At 39.9% G+C, this 16,536-nt stretch carries 18 protein-coding genes; 8 read left to right on the plus strand and 10 right to left on the minus strand.

Annotation, left to right across the window (positions count from 1 at the left end; all coding sequences use genetic code 11):
• Positions 1-54: 54 nt before the first annotated feature.
• The 4 genes from arfB to G498_RS0105645 are packed head-to-tail and all read right to left on the minus strand — an operon-like array spanning position 55 to position 3,305.
• On the minus strand, positions 55-456 hold the full coding sequence (gene arfB / locus G498_RS0105630) for an alternative ribosome rescue aminoacyl-tRNA hydrolase ArfB (protein ID WP_026980275.1): 402 nt from the start codon (positions 454-456) through the stop codon (positions 55-57).
• Positions 457-2,001, minus strand: a complete 1,545-nt coding sequence (locus G498_RS0105635; RefSeq protein ID WP_026980276.1) for a DUF4301 family protein — start codon at positions 1,999-2,001, stop codon at positions 457-459.
• On the minus strand, positions 1,971-2,585 hold the full coding sequence (gene pnuC, locus G498_RS0105640) for a nicotinamide riboside transporter PnuC (RefSeq protein ID WP_026980277.1): 615 nt from the start codon (positions 2,583-2,585) through the stop codon (positions 1,971-1,973). The genes G498_RS0105635 and pnuC overlap by 31 nt, the downstream gene beginning before the upstream one ends.
• 9 nt (positions 2,586-2,594) lie before the next feature.
• Entirely contained in the window at positions 2,595-3,305 is a 711-nt protein-coding gene (locus G498_RS0105645) for a phosphoglycerol geranylgeranyltransferase (protein WP_026980278.1), read from the minus strand.
• Positions 3,306-3,497: 192 nt separating this feature from the next.
• On the opposite strand from G498_RS0105645, the gene G498_RS0105650 reads away from it, so the two are divergent.
• Positions 3,498-3,785 carry a hypothetical protein gene (locus tag G498_RS0105650; protein ID WP_026980279.1) on the plus strand — a complete coding sequence of 96 codons (288 nt, stop codon included), beginning with the start codon at positions 3,498-3,500 and terminating at the stop codon, positions 3,783-3,785.
• Between the two features lie 2 nt (positions 3,786-3,787).
• Positions 3,788-4,207 (plus strand): group III truncated hemoglobin, encoded by a 420-nt coding sequence (locus G498_RS0105655; protein ID WP_026980280.1) that lies wholly within the window; start codon positions 3,788-3,790, stop codon positions 4,205-4,207.
• On the opposite strand, the gene G498_RS0105660 is transcribed toward G498_RS0105655, so the two are convergent.
• Complete coding sequence (locus tag G498_RS0105660) at positions 4,174-4,803, minus strand: 4'-phosphopantetheinyl transferase family protein (protein WP_026980281.1); 630 nt, start codon at positions 4,801-4,803, stop codon at positions 4,174-4,176. The two genes, G498_RS0105655 and G498_RS0105660, sit on opposite strands and share 34 nt — an antisense overlap.
• Positions 4,804-4,946: 143 nt before the next feature.
• Here G498_RS0105660 and ahcY point away from each other — a divergent pair, with 143 nt between their 5' ends.
• Positions 4,947-6,263 carry an adenosylhomocysteinase gene (ahcY, locus tag G498_RS0105665; protein WP_026980282.1) on the plus strand — a complete coding sequence of 439 codons (1,317 nt, stop codon included), beginning with the start codon at positions 4,947-4,949 and terminating at the stop codon, positions 6,261-6,263.
• Positions 6,264-6,701: 438 nt separating this feature from the next.
• Here the strand turns inward: ahcY and rpmA are convergent, their stop codons facing one another.
• Positions 6,702-6,962 carry a 50S ribosomal protein L27 gene (rpmA, locus tag G498_RS0105675; protein ID WP_026980284.1) on the minus strand — a complete coding sequence of 87 codons (261 nt, stop codon included), beginning with the start codon at positions 6,960-6,962 and terminating at the stop codon, positions 6,702-6,704.
• Between the two features lie 29 nt (positions 6,963-6,991).
• Positions 6,992-7,351, minus strand: a complete 360-nt coding sequence (gene rplU, locus G498_RS0105680; protein WP_026980285.1) for a 50S ribosomal protein L21 — start codon at positions 7,349-7,351, stop codon at positions 6,992-6,994.
• Between the two features lie 189 nt (positions 7,352-7,540).
• Here rplU and G498_RS0105685 point away from each other — a divergent pair, with 189 nt between their 5' ends.
• Both G498_RS0105685 and G498_RS0105690 read left to right on the plus strand, forming a co-directional pair.
• Entirely contained in the window at positions 7,541-8,866 is a 1,326-nt protein-coding gene (locus G498_RS0105685; protein WP_026980286.1) for a M16 family metallopeptidase, read from the plus strand.
• Between the two features lie 19 nt (positions 8,867-8,885).
• Positions 8,886-10,940, plus strand: coding sequence for a M16 family metallopeptidase (locus tag G498_RS0105690; RefSeq protein WP_026980287.1), 2,055 nt, complete (start codon positions 8,886-8,888; stop codon positions 10,938-10,940).
• A gap of 169 nt (positions 10,941-11,109) precedes the next feature.
• On the opposite strand, the gene G498_RS0105695 is transcribed toward G498_RS0105690, so the two are convergent.
• Entirely contained in the window at positions 11,110-11,976 is an 867-nt protein-coding gene (locus tag G498_RS0105695) for a DMT family transporter (protein WP_026980288.1), read from the minus strand.
• Between the two features lie 111 nt (positions 11,977-12,087).
• Between G498_RS0105695 and G498_RS0105700 the strand changes: the two genes are divergently transcribed.
• A complete protein-coding gene (locus tag G498_RS0105700; protein WP_026980289.1) occupies positions 12,088-12,459 on the plus strand; it encodes a heavy-metal-associated domain-containing protein in 372 nt (123 codons plus the stop codon).
• 195 nt (positions 12,460-12,654) lie between these two features.
• Here G498_RS0105700 and G498_RS15715 read toward each other — a convergent pair whose 3' ends face one another.
• On the minus strand, positions 12,655-12,888 hold the full coding sequence (locus G498_RS15715) for a hypothetical protein (protein ID WP_131387681.1): 234 nt from the start codon (positions 12,886-12,888) through the stop codon (positions 12,655-12,657).
• A gap of 629 nt (positions 12,889-13,517) precedes the next feature.
• A complete protein-coding gene (locus G498_RS15360) occupies positions 13,518-14,219 on the minus strand; it encodes a S24 family peptidase (RefSeq protein WP_051269750.1) in 702 nt (233 codons plus the stop codon).
• Positions 14,220-14,307: 88 nt separating this feature from the next.
• Between G498_RS15360 and G498_RS0105710 the strand changes: the two genes are divergently transcribed.
• Positions 14,308-14,514: a hypothetical protein gene (locus G498_RS0105710; protein ID WP_026980290.1), complete on the plus strand. Its 207-nt coding sequence runs from the start codon at positions 14,308-14,310 to the stop codon at positions 14,512-14,514.
• Between the two features lie 23 nt (positions 14,515-14,537).
• The gene (locus G498_RS14700; protein ID WP_051269751.1) at positions 14,538-16,532 is read left to right on the plus strand and encodes a DDE-type integrase/transposase/recombinase; all 1,995 of its coding nucleotides are present in this window, start codon (positions 14,538-14,540) and stop codon (positions 16,530-16,532) included.
• Positions 16,533-16,536: the final 4 nt, after the last annotated feature.

Raw genomic sequence — 16,536 nt, forward strand, 5'->3', positions numbered from 1 at the left:
ACAGGACAAAAGTACTATTCTTGATTGCAATTCACCAAACAAAAAGCCAATTATTTACAGTTTGGGTTTCTGACGGGTTTCTTTAAGGGCGGATTGGCTGCGTTTCGCTTTCAGCCGCTTCTCAATAACTGCTTTGGGAATTTTGGTCGCTTTTCTTGATTTCGGTACCTGCAGCGCGGTTTCAATAAGCTGAAGAAAACGGGCGATTACCAAAGCTTTGTTTTTAAACTGGCTTCGGCTTTCGTCACAACTTAACAACAAAAACCCTTCTTTGGAGAGTTTTGAAGCCAGTACACTGTAAAGCCTTTCTTTTTCTTCTGCAGAAAAAGCCTGAGAAGCATTCAAATCGAAGGAGAGTACTACTTTAGAAGACACTTTATTTACGTGTTGTCCTCCGGCCCCTCCGCTTCGGATGGCTTTAAAACGCAGTTCGTTATGTAAAACTTCCTTATTCATTTAGCGTTCCAAATCATTGGGCTGATGCGCCGGCTTTAGCAAATCGTTCACCGTTTTCACCGGATTAAAGGTAGCCAGAGGCACTTCTACAAATACCGTGGTCCATTTGGCCATGGCACCATTCCATAAACCCGGCAATTCAAATGCTTTAATAGGCTTGCCTGATTTGGTTTTTTCCGTGATGAACGCCGCATCCGGATCGACGAATTTGGTTAAATCGAATTTATTGCCTCTGAAATCTTTCACCCCGCACACAAGATCTACTGGATTGAAATGGGTGGCATTATTTAATATCGTTTTTTGATTTTCGTTTTGAAGGTCAATTTGCGAGGACTCGACAATCTGAAGGGTTAACCGTCCTTTTTTGTCTTTTACCCAGAATGGTCCGCCGCCGGGTTCGCCTTCGTTTTTTACCATGCCGCAAACCCGGATTGGCCGGTTGAGCAATTTTATCAGGTACTCTACCTGAAAGCTTTTTTTGAACATCTCAAATTCCTCCGGAAGCAAAAAATTAAGCTTGGTTTCGGCATACTTTTTAATTTCGTCTATCTGTTCCTGACTCGCTTCGTTGTCATCATGCAACACCTGCAAATACGCAAAAACCTGATACTGCACCTGCAGTAAGATTCCCCCAAGCAACTTTTTGTAGGCGGCAAGTTTTTGTTTGTCGTTTTGGGCTACATTGTCAATATTTTTGATGAAAATGATATCGGAAGTCAATTGGTTTAGATTATCGATTAAGGCTCCGTGTCCGCCCGGTCTGAAAAACAATTCCCCGTTTTCCAACCGGAAAGGAATGTTATCGTGATCTACCGCAATCGTGTCGCTGGTGGCATCCTGATACGAAAAAGTGGCTTTAATCTGCGGATATTTTGCTAAAATCGTTTCAAAATCCCTTTGGAATTCCGGTGATATCGTAAAATGGATCTTGGCCTCGCCTTTTTCGCTCGCATAAAAAGCAGCTTCCGACACGTGTTCGTCGATGGGAGTTAAAACCGCTTCTCCTTTTTTATGAAAAGGCAGAACTCCTTTGGGTTTATTGGCGAAATTCAACCCGTCTTTGGTAAGCAACGTGGAAATAATGGCATGTATTTTTTTATCGGAATTAAACTGATTGTAATCCGGATACAGTTGTCGGGTTCTTTCCTTTAACTCGGCATAAAACGGAAAATTGCGGATACCGACAACAAAAACACTGATATTCGAATCGTTGTGCCGGTTAACATAGCTCGTAACCGTATCGGTTTCCGGATTAAAACGGTCTAGGAATTCACTCAAAAACTGAAACATCCGCGTAGCCGCACCCGAAGCCGGTACAAACTTTTCAATCTCGTACTTGCTTTTATGTTTGTCAAAATAAGCGGAAAAAGTTTTTACTTCAGCCTCTGAGAACACCCAAATCCCATCGTTATGGGTAGCCGAGCGTTCCAAATCCATTTTGGAAATGCCGTTCCTGAAATAATGCAGCTGTTGGAGGATTTTTTCCAACGAATTGCCGCGCTTTGCTATATAAACTAAATCCTGTTCACTAAATGTTTTCTCCATTCCAAATATGCCATTATGGCCAATACGGTAAAAATTAAATACTGTAACGACAGCATTCCCAAACCGCGATAGGCGTAAATTGGGGTAACAATAAAGTCCCCGATAATCCAAAGCGTCCAGTTTTCGATTTTTTTATGAGCCATGTACCACATGCCTGTAAAGAAAATACCGGAAGCCGCAATATCGATATAGTTCTCTTTTCTGATGTCCTGTCCCACCATGGTATAGATGGCGTAAACTACAACAATTGTCAAAAAAAACAATGCAATCCCTATTATTTTTTCTTTAAAATTGGTTCGGGTGATGGGTAAGACAGCTTTCCCGCCACCTTTTCTGCTCCAGTTCCACCAGCCGTAAATACTCATCACGGAAAAATAGAGGTTGATCATCATGTCGCCCCAATACCCCGCCACCCAAAGCAGATAAGTCGTAATTACCGTAGCGATTAAACCCGTCGGATAAACGAGAATGTTCTCTTTTTTGGCAAATAACACACTCGCAATCCCCAACACAAAGGCGATAAATTCCAGGATAATTTGTGTTGCGGTCGCATTTTTATACGCCTCTATAAAAAAATCAATCATGATGGGATTTTAGGAATTGAAAAAATTGTGGTCGTTTTCAAAAGCCGTTCCGATGACCACTAAATCGGCACCGGCTGCATATGCTTCTTCTATCGCTTTTTTAGATCGGATACCGCCGCCCACGATTACCGGAACCTCCGTATTCGCGGAAACTTTGGCAATCATTTCCAAAGGAACGGCCCATTGCGCACCACTTCCCGCTTCCAGATAAATGAGTTTATTGCCGATATATTCTCCGGCCTGTGCGGTTTGCAATACATATTCAGCATTGTTTCGGGCTAAAGGCTCCGTTTTGCTAACGCGTTCTACGGCGGTTTGGGTGCCGCTTTCAATGAGAATATAACCGGTGGAAATTACTTCCAATGACGTTTTTTTCAGCACCGGCACCGCATTCACCTGATGTTCAATCAAATAGTCCGGATTTCGACCGGATAACAGCGTGAGAAACAAAATTCCGTCGGCTTCTTTTGAAATCTGAGAAGGATTGCCCGGAAAAAGCAAGACCGGTAAGGTGGTTTTTTGCTTCAGCGCGATGATTAACTCGTCTATAATATCCGCTTCCACGATACTTCCGCCCACAAAAATATGGGTTGCCGGAGAAGCGTTGATTTTTTCCGTCAGCAACGCTATGGAATCCATGGCAATCTTATCCGGATCGAGCAATACCGCTAAGAGTTTGCGTCCGCTTTTTTTGGCTGATAGGATATCGTGATAAATCATGGGTCGGAATTCGGTTTGATTTGGTAAAAGTAGCCCTTTTTTAAAATCCGTAAAATAATACCCGCAATTTTGTACGATAATCTTCTGAAAAACAATCGTATTTACGCAAATATTTTTTTCTGTAACATGATTTTTGTCATAAAACCAATGCTTTTTCCAGACGTAACTTTGTATCATAAAACATTAGAAATCATGACACTATATCAAAAATCATTACAGGACTTTCAGAAAGGGTATTTGGGATTCGCAACCTTAGCAATTATCGGACAAAGTTGTTTGGGTGGCGCGGCAGCCATGTATATTTTACAAAACGGAACTTCATTTTTTCAGATGATCCAGTTGGCTGTGGTGGTTATTGCCTGCAGTTTTGTGAATGGTGCCATTTTATCCCAACAAAAACCGAAATTGGTGTTTAACTTAATCATTGTCAGTGTTGCCATCAGCATCGCAGCGATTATTCTGAACAACTTTGTGTTGTAGCGATGAAAAAAAATATTGAAAACCGAGATGACCTTTCTTTGCTGGTGCATACCTTCTATGCCAAAATACGCACCAACGCCGAGATGGGTCATTTTTTTAACGAAACCATAACCGACTGGGACGCCCATCTGGAAAAACTGACGGATTTCTGGGAAAACAACTTGTTTGCCGTCCGGAAATATTCCGGCAATCCGATAGCAGCCCATGTGGAAGTGGATGAAAAATTCCATCACACGGTAAACCCGGATATTTTTGGCCTGTGGCTGAATTTGTGGTTTGAAACGCTGGAAGAATTGTTCGAAGGCGAAAATGTCGAACTTTTAAAACGCCGGGCGCGGAAAATGGGCACATTTCTCCTCATCAGCATTTACGAAAACCGAACCCGGAATCAATCGGCTTTCAGCGCGCAGACCAGCATGTAATTTTCAATGGATTCAAAACAGATTTCGTAATCCTCGACCGTATTGTTGAAATGCAGCCGGGCTTTGCCTTTTTTATCGGCCAGGGAAAATTCGTCTTCAAAAATATGATCGGGAAAACTGATGCCGGCTTCGTTTTTCAGTTTAAAAATCGCTTCCTTGATACCCCAGACCACGGTAGCTTTCCGCGTCTGATCGGCTTCTGAAAGATTAACCAGATGTGATACGTCCATAAAACGCGGGGCAATCCGCAGGACTTTTTCTTTGACCTGCTCGATGTCCATGCCGATGTTTTTATCGCTCAGCACAATGGCGGAAAAATCTGCAGAATGCGAGATTGAAATGTGCTTCCCGTCCTTTAAATGCGGCTTCCCGAATTCGTCGTAATACAAATCGAAATCGGAATACCCGCAATGCTGTAACAACATCCGCACACACAAAAAACCTTTCTGATGGCTTTCGGACTTCATCCCTTCCAGACGCGCTAAGGAAACGTCTTTCAGCCGTACGGCGCGAAACAATTCGGTAAAGTCTTCCTCTATTTTCCAGAGAAAAACCGTGGCACAACTTCCGATATTTATTGCTTTATAAAAAGGCATCCGATATTTTATTGTTTATCAAAAGATTAGACTCCCAAACAAATCACAAAATGTGCAAAATGCTATAGGAAAATTAAAGGAAATGCGTAATTTTGCAATCCGAATTTCATCGGACACATATTAAAAACAAATATACTAAATAGATGAGTACAACAACCATTCCATTTGTAGCCTACAAAGTGAAAGACATCAATCTTGCGGCTTGGGGAAGAAAAGAAATCGAATTAGCGGAAGCAGAAATGCCGGGATTAATGGCGCTTCGTGCCGAATATGGAGCCAGCCAGCCTTTAAAAGGAGCGCGTATTGCAGGCTGTTTACACATGACCATCCAAACAGCAGTTTTAATCGAAACGTTAATCGCTTTGGGTGCGGAAGTAACCTGGTCGTCTTGTAACATTTTCTCTACTCAGGATCAGGCTGCGGCTGCGATTGCTGCGGCAGGAATTCAAGTATATGCCTGGAAAGGCCTTACAGAAGAAGAATTTGACTGGTGTATCGAGCAGACGTTATTCTTCGGAGAAGACAGAAAACCGTTGAACATGATTTTGGACGATGGAGGAGATTTAACCAATATGGTATTCGACCGCTACCCGGAATTGATTCCTGGCATCAAAGGTTTATCGGAAGAAACCACAACGGGTGTTCACCGTTTGTACGAAAGAATGAAAAACGGTACCTTGTTCATGCCGGCTATCAACGTAAACGACTCGGTTACCAAATCGAAATTCGATAACAAGTACGGTTGTAAAGAATCGGCTGTAGATGCTATTCGTCGTGCGACTGATGTAATGTTAGCAGGAAAACGAGTGGTAGTTTGCGGATACGGAGATGTGGGTAAAGGAACGGCAGCTTCGTTCCGTGGCGCAGGTTCTATCGTAACCGTTACTGAAATTGATCCAATTTGTGCCTTACAAGCTGCAATGGACGGTTACGAAGTGAAAAAATTAGACACTGTAATCGGAAATGCGGACATCGTAATCACCACTACCGGAAACAAAGATATCGTGGTGGGAAGACATTTCGAGGCGATGAAAGACAAAACCATCGTGTGTAACATCGGTCACTTCGACAACGAAATCGACATGGCCTGGCTGAACAAAAACCACGGGGCTTCCAAAATCGAAATCAAACCTCAGGTAGACAAATACAACGTGAACGGAAAAGATATCATCATCCTGGCAGAAGGCCGTTTGGTGAACTTAGGCTGTGCTACCGGTCACCCGTCGTTTGTAATGTCTAACTCGTTCACCAACCAGACTTTGGCTCAAATCGAGTTGTGGAACAATTCCGCGAACTACAAAAACGAAGTGTACATGTTACCGAAACATTTGGATGAGAAAGTAGCGGCATTACACTTGGCCAAATTAGGCGTGGAACTGGAAACGCTTAGCGAAGAACAGGCGGCCTATATCGGTGTGGAAGTAAAAGGCCCTTTTAAACCGGAATATTACAGATATTAATCTGAATTTAGAAGTTAGAATTCAGAAATTAGAATAAAGAGAAACCCTTGCAGTGATGTGAGGGTTTTTTGTTTAGATTTGTTGAGTCTATTACCCCTAGATTTTTATGCAAAACCTCTATAAAACTTTAAACAATTCAAACATTACCAAGTGGTTTGCGAGAGTTTTAATCACGTTCAATTTCATTTTTGCCGTTGTTGTAAAAACTTCAGTGAGTGAATATTATGTAGAAGGATTTCCGCTAATTATTATTGCAATTTGGCTGACTTGGTTTAATAATTATGTTATCTCTGTACTTATAATGTTACTCTGCATAAGTACTTTTTATATGCATTGGCAATAAGACATCAAACAAAACAAGGCAATTAGGTTCTATTTTTTACAAACAAAAAACCCGTTCCAAACAGAACGGGTTTTTATATAATGTAAGAGTATTTCTTATGCTTCGAATGGAATTACAGAAACGAATGATTTGTTATCACCTTTTTTCTGGAATTTTACCACACCGTCAACTTTTGCATGTAAAGTATGATCTTTACCCATGTAAACGTTTTCACCGGCATTGTGCTTAGAACCTCTTTGTCTTACGATAATGTTTCCAGCGATTGCAGCTTGACCACCGTAAATCTTAACACCTAAGCGTTTCGATTCTGATTCTCTACCGTTCTTGGAACTACCGACACCTTTCTTGTGAGCCATGACGTATTGGTTTTAAATGTTAATACTGATTATTCTTCTGTAGCTTCCGCTTTTTTAGTCGCTTTTTTCTTTGCTCCACCACCAACGATGTTCTCGATAACGATTTGAGTCAAAGCTTGTCTGTGACCGTTTTTCTTTTTGTAACCTTTTCTTCTCTTCTTTTTGAAAACGATTACTTTATCACCTTTTAAGTGTTGTAACACTTTGGCTTCTACTGAAGCACCTTCTACAGCTGGGGCGCCTAAAGTTACGTTTCCGTTGTCGTCTAACAAAAGAACTTTGTCGAAAGAAACTTTCGCTCCTTCTTCAGACGCTAAACGGTGAACATAAACCTTTTGGTCTTTGCTTACTTTGAATTGTTGCCCTGCTATCTCTACGATTGCGTACATAACAATAATGTTTAGTTAATTTTTTAAGTGCGCAAATATACAACTATTTCTTTACTCCGCAACAAGATTTCTAAAAATTCCTGCTAAAAAACTAAAAATCAGGCTTGTCAGAAAAAAACATAGGCTTTTTGTAACAAAATCACGAAATTGCACACTCATTCATGAAATAAAAAACAACTATTAATCCTTATGAAAAAATCTTTAATGGCTTTGAGTTCGGCGATGATGCTGGGAAGCGTGGCTTCGGCTCAAAAAGTAGCATTTGAAGAATACAATCTGGACAACGGTTTGCATGTGATCCTGCATCAGGACAAATCGGCTCCGGTAGTAATCACTTCTGTAATGTACCACGTAGGTGCAAAAGACGAACAACCCAACCGTACCGGTTTCGCACACTTTTTCGAGCATTTATTGTTCGAAGGCACTAAAAATATCGCCCGAGGCGAATGGTTTAAAATTGTAACCGCTAACGGCGGAAACAACAACGCCAACACTACAGACGACAGAACGTACTACTACGAAGTATTCCCTTCCAATAACTTACAGTTGGCGTTATGGATGGAATCCGAGCGTTTGATGCACCCGGTTATCAACCAGGTAGGTGTAGACACCCAAAATGAAGTAGTGAAAGAAGAAAAACGTTTACGCGTAGACAATCAGCCTTACGGAAACCTGATTAAAGCCGTAAAACAAAATATGTTCAAAGTGCACCCGTACCGTTGGACAACCATCGGAGAAATGGAACACCTGGATGCCGCTACTTTAGAGGAATTCCAGGCATTCAATAAAAAATTCTACATTCCGAACAACGCGGTTTTGGTAGTAGCAGGTGATTTCGATCCGGCTCAGGCAAAAACCTGGATTAAGGATTACTTCAGTGCGATTCCGAAAGGCACTCCGGTAACCCGTCAGAAATTTGAAGAAGCGCCAATCACGGAAACCATTAAAGCAACCTGGCAGGATCCTAACATCCAGATTCCGATGATGGTGGCAACGTACAGAACGCCGTCCATGAAAACGCGTGATGCCCGTATTTTAGACATGATTTCTTCGTATTTATCCGACGGAAAAAGTTCTAAACTGTACAAAAAAGTGGTAGACGACAAAAAAATGGCGTTGCAGATCGGGGCGTTTAACTATTCCCAGGAAGACTACGGCATGTACATTCTTTACGGTTTGCCGATGGGACAAAACTCTACGGAAGGTTTATTGAAAGAAGTAGACGAAGAAATCATAAAACTGCAGAACGATTTAATTTCGGAGAAAGATTTCCAGAAATTACAGAACAAATTTGAAAACCAATACGTAAACAGCAATGCTAACGTAGAAGGTATCGCTGAAAATCTGGCTTCGTTCTATTTGTTGTATGGCGATGTAAACTTAATCAACACGGAGATTGACATTTACCGTTCCATCACCCGTGAAGAAATCAGAGAAGCGGCTAAAAAATATCTAAACCCGAACCAGCGTTTGGTTTTAGATTATGTTCCTGCGAAAGACAAAGCACAAAACTAAGCTTAACGAACAACGAAACATGAAAAAGTACATTTATATAGCAGCAAGTTTATTTTTAGCAATAACGATGCAAGCACAAGACAGAACACAACCAAAACCAGGTCCGTCTCCGGCAGTAAATGTTGGCAAACCCACCACGTTCACCCTTAAAAACGGTTTAAAAGTTTTGGTGGTTGAAAATCACAAATTACCAAGAGTTTCCTACAACCTTACCATCGACTACGCTCCGTATGCAGAAGGTGATAAAAAAGGGGTAGCCGATTTAACCAGCGCCTTAATCGGTAACGGTACCAAAAAAATGTCGAAAGACGCTTTTAACGAAGAAATTGACTTTTTAGGCGCAAACATCAACTTCAGTGCAGATGGTGCTTCGGCCAGCGGATTGTCTAAATATTCCGAAAGAATTTTAGAACTGATGGCAGACGGCGCTTTAAATCCTGTTTTCACCCAAGAGGAATTTGACAAAGAAAAAGCAAAATTACTGGAAGGTTTAAAAGCACAGGAGAAAAGCGTTCAGTCGGTTGCGGGGCGCGTGGAAAACGTTTTGGCATTCGGCAAAAACCATCCAAGCGGAGAGTACTTGAGCGAAGCCACCATCAACAATGTAACTTTAAACGACGTTAGCTTAAACTACAACACCTATTTCGTTCCGAGCAATGCTTACCTGGTGGTAGTGGGAGACGTTAAAGCGAAAGACGTTCAGAAAATAGTAGAAAAAGAGTTCGGCATGTGGAAAAAAGCTTCTGCTCCAGCTCTAACGTATACCGATCCTAAAAACGTTCAGTACACTCAAATTAATTTCGTAGACATGCCTAACGCGGTACAATCTGAAATCGCTTTAGTGAACACTACGAATTTAAAAATGTCCGACAAAGATTATTTTGCGGCAATTTTAGCCAACCAAATCCTTGGCGGCGGCGGGGAAGGCCGTTTGTTCATGAACTTACGTGAAAAACACGGATGGACATACGGTGCTTATTCTTCCATCGGTGCGAACAAATACGTGAACAAATTCCGTTCGGGAGCTTCCGTTCGAAATGCGGTTACCGACAGTGCTGTTGTGGAATTCATGAACGAACTGAAAAAAATCAGAACCGAGTTAGTATCAGCAGAAGAGTTGAAAAACGCGAAAGCCAAATACGTAGGAAACTTCGTGATGCAGATTCAGAAACCGGGAACCATTGCACGTTACGCTTTAAACACGGAAACCCAAAAATTACCGGCTGATTTCTATGAAAACTACATCAAGAACATCAACGCGGTAACGCCGGAAGACATTAAAGCAGTGGCAAACAAATATTTCTTAGCCGATAACACCCGTATCGTAATCGTTGGAAAAGCCTCTGAGGTGTTACCAAACTTAGAGAAAATGAGCGCTAAGGAGAAACTGCCGATTATGTATTTCGACAAATTCGGTAATCCGACAGAAAAACCAAAAGTAAGCATTCCGATTCCTGCCGGTGTAACGTCTAAAACCGTATTTGACAACTACATCAAAGCCATCGGTGGTGAAAAAGCCGTAAAAGCCGTAAAATCTGTAGTTACCATTTCTTCGGGAACCATTCAGGGCACTCCGGTTGAATTAACCAGCAAAGTTACGGCCGACAAAAAAATGGCTGTGGAAATGAAAGCTATGGGAATGTCGGTTATGAAACAGGTAATCGGTGACAAATCCGGTTATGCCGTTATGCAGGGACAACGAAAAGATTTCACCGCAGAAGAATTTAAAGAACAAAAAGAAGGCGCTGTTCCTTTTGAAGAGTTACTGTTGGCTTCCAACCCTAACGCAAAACTGGAAAGCATCGAAAACATGAACGGTACAGACGTTTATGTGGTTAAAAACGGAAAAACAACGTACTACTACGATGTAAAAACCGGTTTAAAAACTGCCGAAGCTAAAGAAATGGAGCAAATGGGTCAGAAAGCGACTCAAACCACTTACTACAGCAACTACAAAGAGGTAAAAGGCATTAAAATTCCTCACGAAATCGATATGAACATCGGAATCGACCTTAAACTGATGACTACTGAGGTAAAAATCAATGAAGGTGTAACCGCTGAAGATTTTAAATAAGAGGTAGTAAATTTATTAAAAAGGCCGTCTGTAAAAGACGGCCTTTTTTTTGTCAACTGCTTTAAAAGTTTTGTTTTGAAGGAAAAATGGGAATGTTTTAACCGCAGATTCGCAGATTATATTTTGAAAAACACTTTGTAATCTGCGAATCTGCGGTACTTAAGAGTTTTTATTTTTTAGCCGAAAGATAAACCCCGGATAAAATAATCACGGCACCCAGTACCTGAATCATGGTCAGTACTTCGCCGTCTAAAAGCCCCCAGAAAATCGCCACCACCGGAAACAGATAGGCCGAAGAAGCTGCAAAAACCGGCGAGGTCATATGAATCAGTTTAAAGTACAACATGTTTGCGATTCCGGTACCAATAATCCCCAGTATACCGACAAACAACACCGAATGCTGCACTTTCACTTCCTGCAGCTGACCAAAAAAGCCCGTAAAGCTCAAAATGACCAATGCCGGAACCGCCAGCAGCACAAAATTACCGGTGGTTATCGCCAAAGGATTGACATCCGAAAGGTACTTTTTGATGAAATTGACATTGAGCGCATAGCAGCAAGTTGCCACTACCACAAAAAGCGCATACCAATAATTCTGATCGGGATTGTGGACGGCACCGCTTAAAATCAGGATCAAACTCCCCGCCAGACCAATCATCACCCCGATAAACTGACTGCGCTGAAAGGCCAGACCGAAAAAAGTCACCCCTAAAATCAAAGCGTTTAACGGCGTCAGGGAATTCAGTATAGCACTGATGGAACTGTCAATTTCACTTTGGGCAATAGCAAACAAAAAGGCCGGTACAAAAGTACCTGTAAACGCCGTCAGGGCAATGTATTTCCATTTTCCAAGCGAGATTTGGGTCAGACTTTTAAATCCGACGATGATAAGAAAGCAAAACGCGAACAACATCCGCAGCGATCCCAACTGTAGCGGCGTAAGTCCCACCAGCCCGCGTTTGATCAAAATAAACGAACTGCCCCAAATAAGAGCCAATACTGCCAATAAAAGCCATTTCAGTTGTCTGGATTCCATACTTTTGTTTTGAAGTGTCAAAATTCTGTTATTTAAATGACAATCAGCTGTTTTTTTAGGTAATTTTGTGCTGCATTAGTTATTTTATTCTAAATCAAAACTGTAAACAATATGACTTTTTCAAAATCCTTATTGGTTTTAGCAGTAGCCGGAATCACGTTTTCAAGCTGCAAAAAAGAAGAAAAAACCACAGAAACTGCTGCTACAGAAGCTCCGGCACCTAAAAAAGAAATTGCCGCTACTGATTTGCAAACGGCCACTTTCGAAATCGAAGGCATGACCTGCGCTATGGGCTGCGCCGCGACCATCGAGAAAAAATTAGCCGAAACCGAAGGCGTACAGGAAGCCAAAGTGGATTTCGACACCAAAACCGCCACCGTTTCTTTCGACAAAACGGTAAACAACCAGGAATCATTAACCAAAATCGTAGAAGGCATAGCCGACGGCAAAACCTACAAAGTAGCCAACTACAAAAGCATCTGAACTGCAAACCGAGCCACGGATTGCTGGCCCAGAATAAAGAAGGAATCCTAACTTTTGATGGTTAGGATTTTTTTGATATGCTTTGTGGGCACGGATTGCAAATCCGCGCTATCGAACTGCTGACATGTCCGCGCTATCGGGTTATTAGCTCTTTAAAATACTCGTATCATTAACTCTGATACATTACCATCTTAGTTAAAACTTATAACTATCAGGAACACATACATTTCCCAAAGAATCTATCTTAACCTTTACTGAATTAGACGGCTTATATATTAAACTTTTATTATTTAATTCATAGTAATTTATGGAATCTCTCAATTGGTTTAAAATAAATACTTTTTTGTTTGAAATACCAATAGCATTTTCTAAACCTCTTCCAGAAGAATTCCATTGTTTAAACAAAATTTCCATTTTATCTTTTGACAATATCACATTGTAAGTATTTCGTTCAATTCCCTGATTTAAAGTTTTAAATTCAAAAATGTAAAAAATATCTTTTTTATATTTAAACAGATAGGCTTGTTCAAGTAAGGGCTATAAAATGAATTGTACTAAATAAAAAAGGTCTAAAAAAGGTCGAAACATCAATAAAATAAGGTCTTTCAAATGTTTTATTATAAAAAGGTCGAAAAATTAAAACGTCCATTTTACTTCCATTAACTACCATTCTACTTCCATTTTTAAACGCTTTAAAGGTTTGTTTTAAAGCATTACTTCCATTAGACAGTACGAATATACCAAAAAGGTTAATTAAAGCCTTAAAATAAAGCGATTAAACGCATTTTAAAAACCATTTAAACAGGTTTTCAATCCCTCCAATCGAGGGATTTTTTTGTTTTAAACGGTAACGCTTTATTTTTTGAAATTTTAAAAAAGGTATGCAGTTAGGTATGCAATTAGGTATGCAAAAAGACTATTTTAATAGATAATATTTATATATATAATGCCATAAAATCGATAAAAAGGCATAAAAAAACGATAATAAGTATAGGGATAATGCCCTTTTATTTTTACAATAAGTAAAAAATAAAAAGCTAAATACCAGTTAGTTATGTCTATTCAAGCCTTAAAACACCCACCACAATTGCTATCTTATATATAGACGATTTACTAATTGGGAAAGGAGGATATTCTTTATTATCCGATCTGCATTCCAAATAATCGACATTATCAGCTATCGGGAATAATCTTTTTACCATTGGTCCCTGATCAGTATCTAAAACGTAAATCTTTCCCCATTGAAAGAATGAAGTATCGGTAACGGTCCTACAACCTAACAAATCCCCGCTACTGTATTTCGGATACATACTGGAACCGCTAACCCTTATAATATATTCGACACCTCTTTGGGTAAACTCAGGTATAACATAGCCATCAATGATATCCTTTTCCAAAATCTGAACACTCCCGTTACCTATACCCGCCATTGCTTCTATAGGTATTAAAGGAATTATTGTTTTAGATTCTTGTATAAATGATTTTTCTGGTTCATTTTTCAGTATTTCATCTTCAATTTTTGAATCTGATTTTATCATTTCCCCAGTTCCTGTCAATAGCCATTCTGGATTTATAAATTCAAAGCGAGAAATTAAATTCTGTATAGGTGTTAAACCCGCATTTGTTCTTTTTTTACAGATTTCTGTAATTAAAGAAGTGCTTACTCCTATTTCATTTGCAAATCCTTTAGGCGTATGGATAATTTTTGCAGTTTTCAAATATTCATAAACCTCTAAAAATCTTATAGTTATATCATTCATTTTAAAAATATTACAATTTTCTGTAAAATATTTATTGTAAATACAGATTTCTGTATATATTTGTATTAATCAAAATACAAATTAAACAATGAGCAAACCTAAACAAAAAAAAGCAATATACAATGATGATATCATCAAGGGCTTGATTCAGAAGTATGGCTTTAAAAGAGATTATATTTTAAAATCCATAAGAGGGGAGCGAACAGGTACATATCCTTTAATTATTAAAGAGGAGTATCATAAACTCGACAGAGAGGCAAAAAAAGCTGTAAACAAAAAGATAAATGAATTGTAAAAGTCTTTAAACTCTGTTTAAACATGTATCAATACCACAATAACACCCTTTCAATTCCGGCAAAGCTTCTTTATGAAGATTTATCATTGATGGCATACAGAACTTATATGTCTTATTGCCAGCGTGGAAAGCTGAAACGTACCAAAGAAGGTCGCGGAAAAGGCAACGAGGCATTTGTAGCTTTTGATAGCTTGGAACCAACGCATCAGGAAATCATCCGAAACGTTTTAGGCGATCCAGCTAAGGCCGGTAACATCATTTTTACAGACTATATCCGGGAGGATGCTGCCGCAGAAAAGTTTTTCAACGACTATACATTAGACAGCGGTGATCCACTTCCGGAAAAGAACATTCGCGAGTACATCGCTAACGCTAAGATATTGAATGCTATTCAGTACATCCTTTCCTCTACTATGGGTAAAAGAAAAGCGTTAGGATCAAAGGTTAAGCCGTGGCCTAAAATTGTGGAAGTGGTTAAGGAATTGCCAAAGCATACTTACCCACACTCATTGCCTAATTCCGAAAAACGTTTGCGTGATCGTTATAACAAATATCTAAGTGAAGGTTATCAGACTTTGGTACATAGTGGATTTGGCCATAAAAACGCCGAGAAAATCAACGACAATGCCAAACATTGGGTATTAGCTAGATGGTCTGACAGAGTTAAAAAGTGTACCGGTTATGCTCAACTGCTAAAAGAATACAACCAAATGGCAGAAGACAACGACTGGAAACCTTTAAAATCAGAGCAATCGTTGATTAACTACTTAACTGATCCTAAAATCGAGCCACTTTGGTACGGATTCCGTTACGGAGAGCTGAAATCGAAAGAAAAGTATAGCTACCAGCAATCGACAAAACTTCCTAGCCTTCGCGATTCGCTTTGGTATTCCGACGGTACGAAACTGAACTACTACTACCAGGATGAAAACGGAAAAATGCAGACATGCCAGGTATATGAAGTTTTTGATACTTACAGTGAGGTTTTCTTAGGCTATCACATTAGCAATACAGAGGATTTTGAAGCACAATATCAAGCGTATAAAATGGCTTTACAAATTGCCGGCCACAAACCTTACGAAATCAAATTTGATAACCAAGGAGGTACTAAAAAACTGGAAGCGCAAAGCTTTTTAGGCAAACTGGCAAGGCTAACAACCCGAACAGCTCCTTACAATGGTAAATCCAAAACGATTGAGAATGCTTTCGGACGCTTCCAACAGGAATATTTAAAACAAGATTGGTTTTTTACCGGGATGAACATTCAAACGAAAAAAACTGAAAGCAAAGCAAACATGGAATTCATCTTGGCTAATAAATCCAGTCTTCCAATGCTTGAACAGGTAAAAGAAGTTTATAAAATGAGACGTCAGCAATGGAATGAAGGTCTGCACTCTAAAACCGGAAAGCCACGTATAGAAATGTACCTAAACTCTGTAAACCCGGCAACAGCAGAAGTGAACATTTGGGATATGATTGATATGTTTTGGATTCAGAGAGATTTACCGGTTACCTGTACACCTTATGGAATTGGTTTCACTCACAAAGGTCAGGATTACAATTATATGGTTAACAATGAAGACAGAATGCCGGATATTGAATGGTTACGTAACAACATAGATAAAAAGTTTGTTGTGAAATATGATCCGGACGATATGACTTTGATTCAGCTTTACGAAAACACACCGCTTGGATTAAGAAGAGTAACCACAGCAGAGATTAAAGTCGAGATACACAGAGGCCGTCAGGAACAGGAGGAATGGGAAGCATCATTTATCAAGCAAGTTGAAAATGAAAATAAGCGAGTTCGCATCCAGGCACGAGATAAAATGGATGAAATCCTTGCAGCTCACAATATGAGACCTGAGGACTACGGATTAAACAGTCCGGCTTTGAAAGGTATTGAAACCTCGAGAGGCAAAAAGCAAAAAACCGACATCGGACAAATTCAAAAGAAAGAATCTAATGCGGTTTTCGCTGGAGACGCAGATGAATATGACATCTACGACAATATGTAACTAA

Origin of the sequence: Flavobacterium suncheonense GH29-5 = DSM 17707 (genome assembly GCF_000430025.1) — a bacterium.
Classification (GTDB): Bacteria; Bacteroidota; Bacteroidia; order Flavobacteriales; family Flavobacteriaceae; genus Flavobacterium; species Flavobacterium suncheonense.

Excerpts from the sequence above, each read along its gene's own strand:
- arfB (WP_026980275.1), bottom strand. The coding sequence starts at position 456 with ATGAATAAGGAAGTTTTACATAACGAACTGCGTTTTAAAGCCATCCGA.
- G498_RS0105635 (WP_026980276.1), bottom strand. The coding sequence starts at position 2,001 with ATGGAGAAAACATTTAGTGAACAGGATTTAGTTTATATAGCAAAGCGC.
- pnuC (WP_026980277.1), bottom strand. The coding sequence starts at position 2,585 with ATGATTGATTTTTTTATAGAGGCGTATAAAAATGCGACCGCAACACAA.
- G498_RS0105645 (WP_026980278.1), bottom strand. The coding sequence starts at position 3,305 with ATGATTTATCACGATATCCTATCAGCCAAAAAAAGCGGACGCAAACTC.
- G498_RS0105650 (WP_026980279.1), top strand. The coding sequence starts at position 3,498 with ATGACACTATATCAAAAATCATTACAGGACTTTCAGAAAGGGTATTTG.
- G498_RS0105655 (WP_026980280.1), top strand. The coding sequence starts at position 3,788 with ATGAAAAAAAATATTGAAAACCGAGATGACCTTTCTTTGCTGGTGCAT.
- G498_RS0105660 (WP_026980281.1), bottom strand. The coding sequence starts at position 4,803 with ATGCCTTTTTATAAAGCAATAAATATCGGAAGTTGTGCCACGGTTTTT.
- ahcY (WP_026980282.1), top strand. The coding sequence starts at position 4,947 with ATGAGTACAACAACCATTCCATTTGTAGCCTACAAAGTGAAAGACATC.
- rpmA (WP_026980284.1), bottom strand. The coding sequence starts at position 6,962 with ATGGCTCACAAGAAAGGTGTCGGTAGTTCCAAGAACGGTAGAGAATCA.
- rplU (WP_026980285.1), bottom strand. The coding sequence starts at position 7,351 with ATGTACGCAATCGTAGAGATAGCAGGGCAACAATTCAAAGTAAGCAAA.
- G498_RS0105685 (WP_026980286.1), top strand. The coding sequence starts at position 7,541 with ATGAAAAAATCTTTAATGGCTTTGAGTTCGGCGATGATGCTGGGAAGC.
- G498_RS0105690 (WP_026980287.1), top strand. The coding sequence starts at position 8,886 with ATGAAAAAGTACATTTATATAGCAGCAAGTTTATTTTTAGCAATAACG.
- G498_RS0105695 (WP_026980288.1), bottom strand. The coding sequence starts at position 11,976 with ATGGAATCCAGACAACTGAAATGGCTTTTATTGGCAGTATTGGCTCTT.
- G498_RS0105700 (WP_026980289.1), top strand. The coding sequence starts at position 12,088 with ATGACTTTTTCAAAATCCTTATTGGTTTTAGCAGTAGCCGGAATCACG.
- G498_RS15360 (WP_051269750.1), bottom strand. The coding sequence starts at position 14,219 with ATGAATGATATAACTATAAGATTTTTAGAGGTTTATGAATATTTGAAA.
- G498_RS0105710 (WP_026980290.1), top strand. The coding sequence starts at position 14,308 with ATGAGCAAACCTAAACAAAAAAAAGCAATATACAATGATGATATCATC.
- G498_RS14700 (WP_051269751.1), top strand. The coding sequence starts at position 14,538 with ATGTATCAATACCACAATAACACCCTTTCAATTCCGGCAAAGCTTCTT.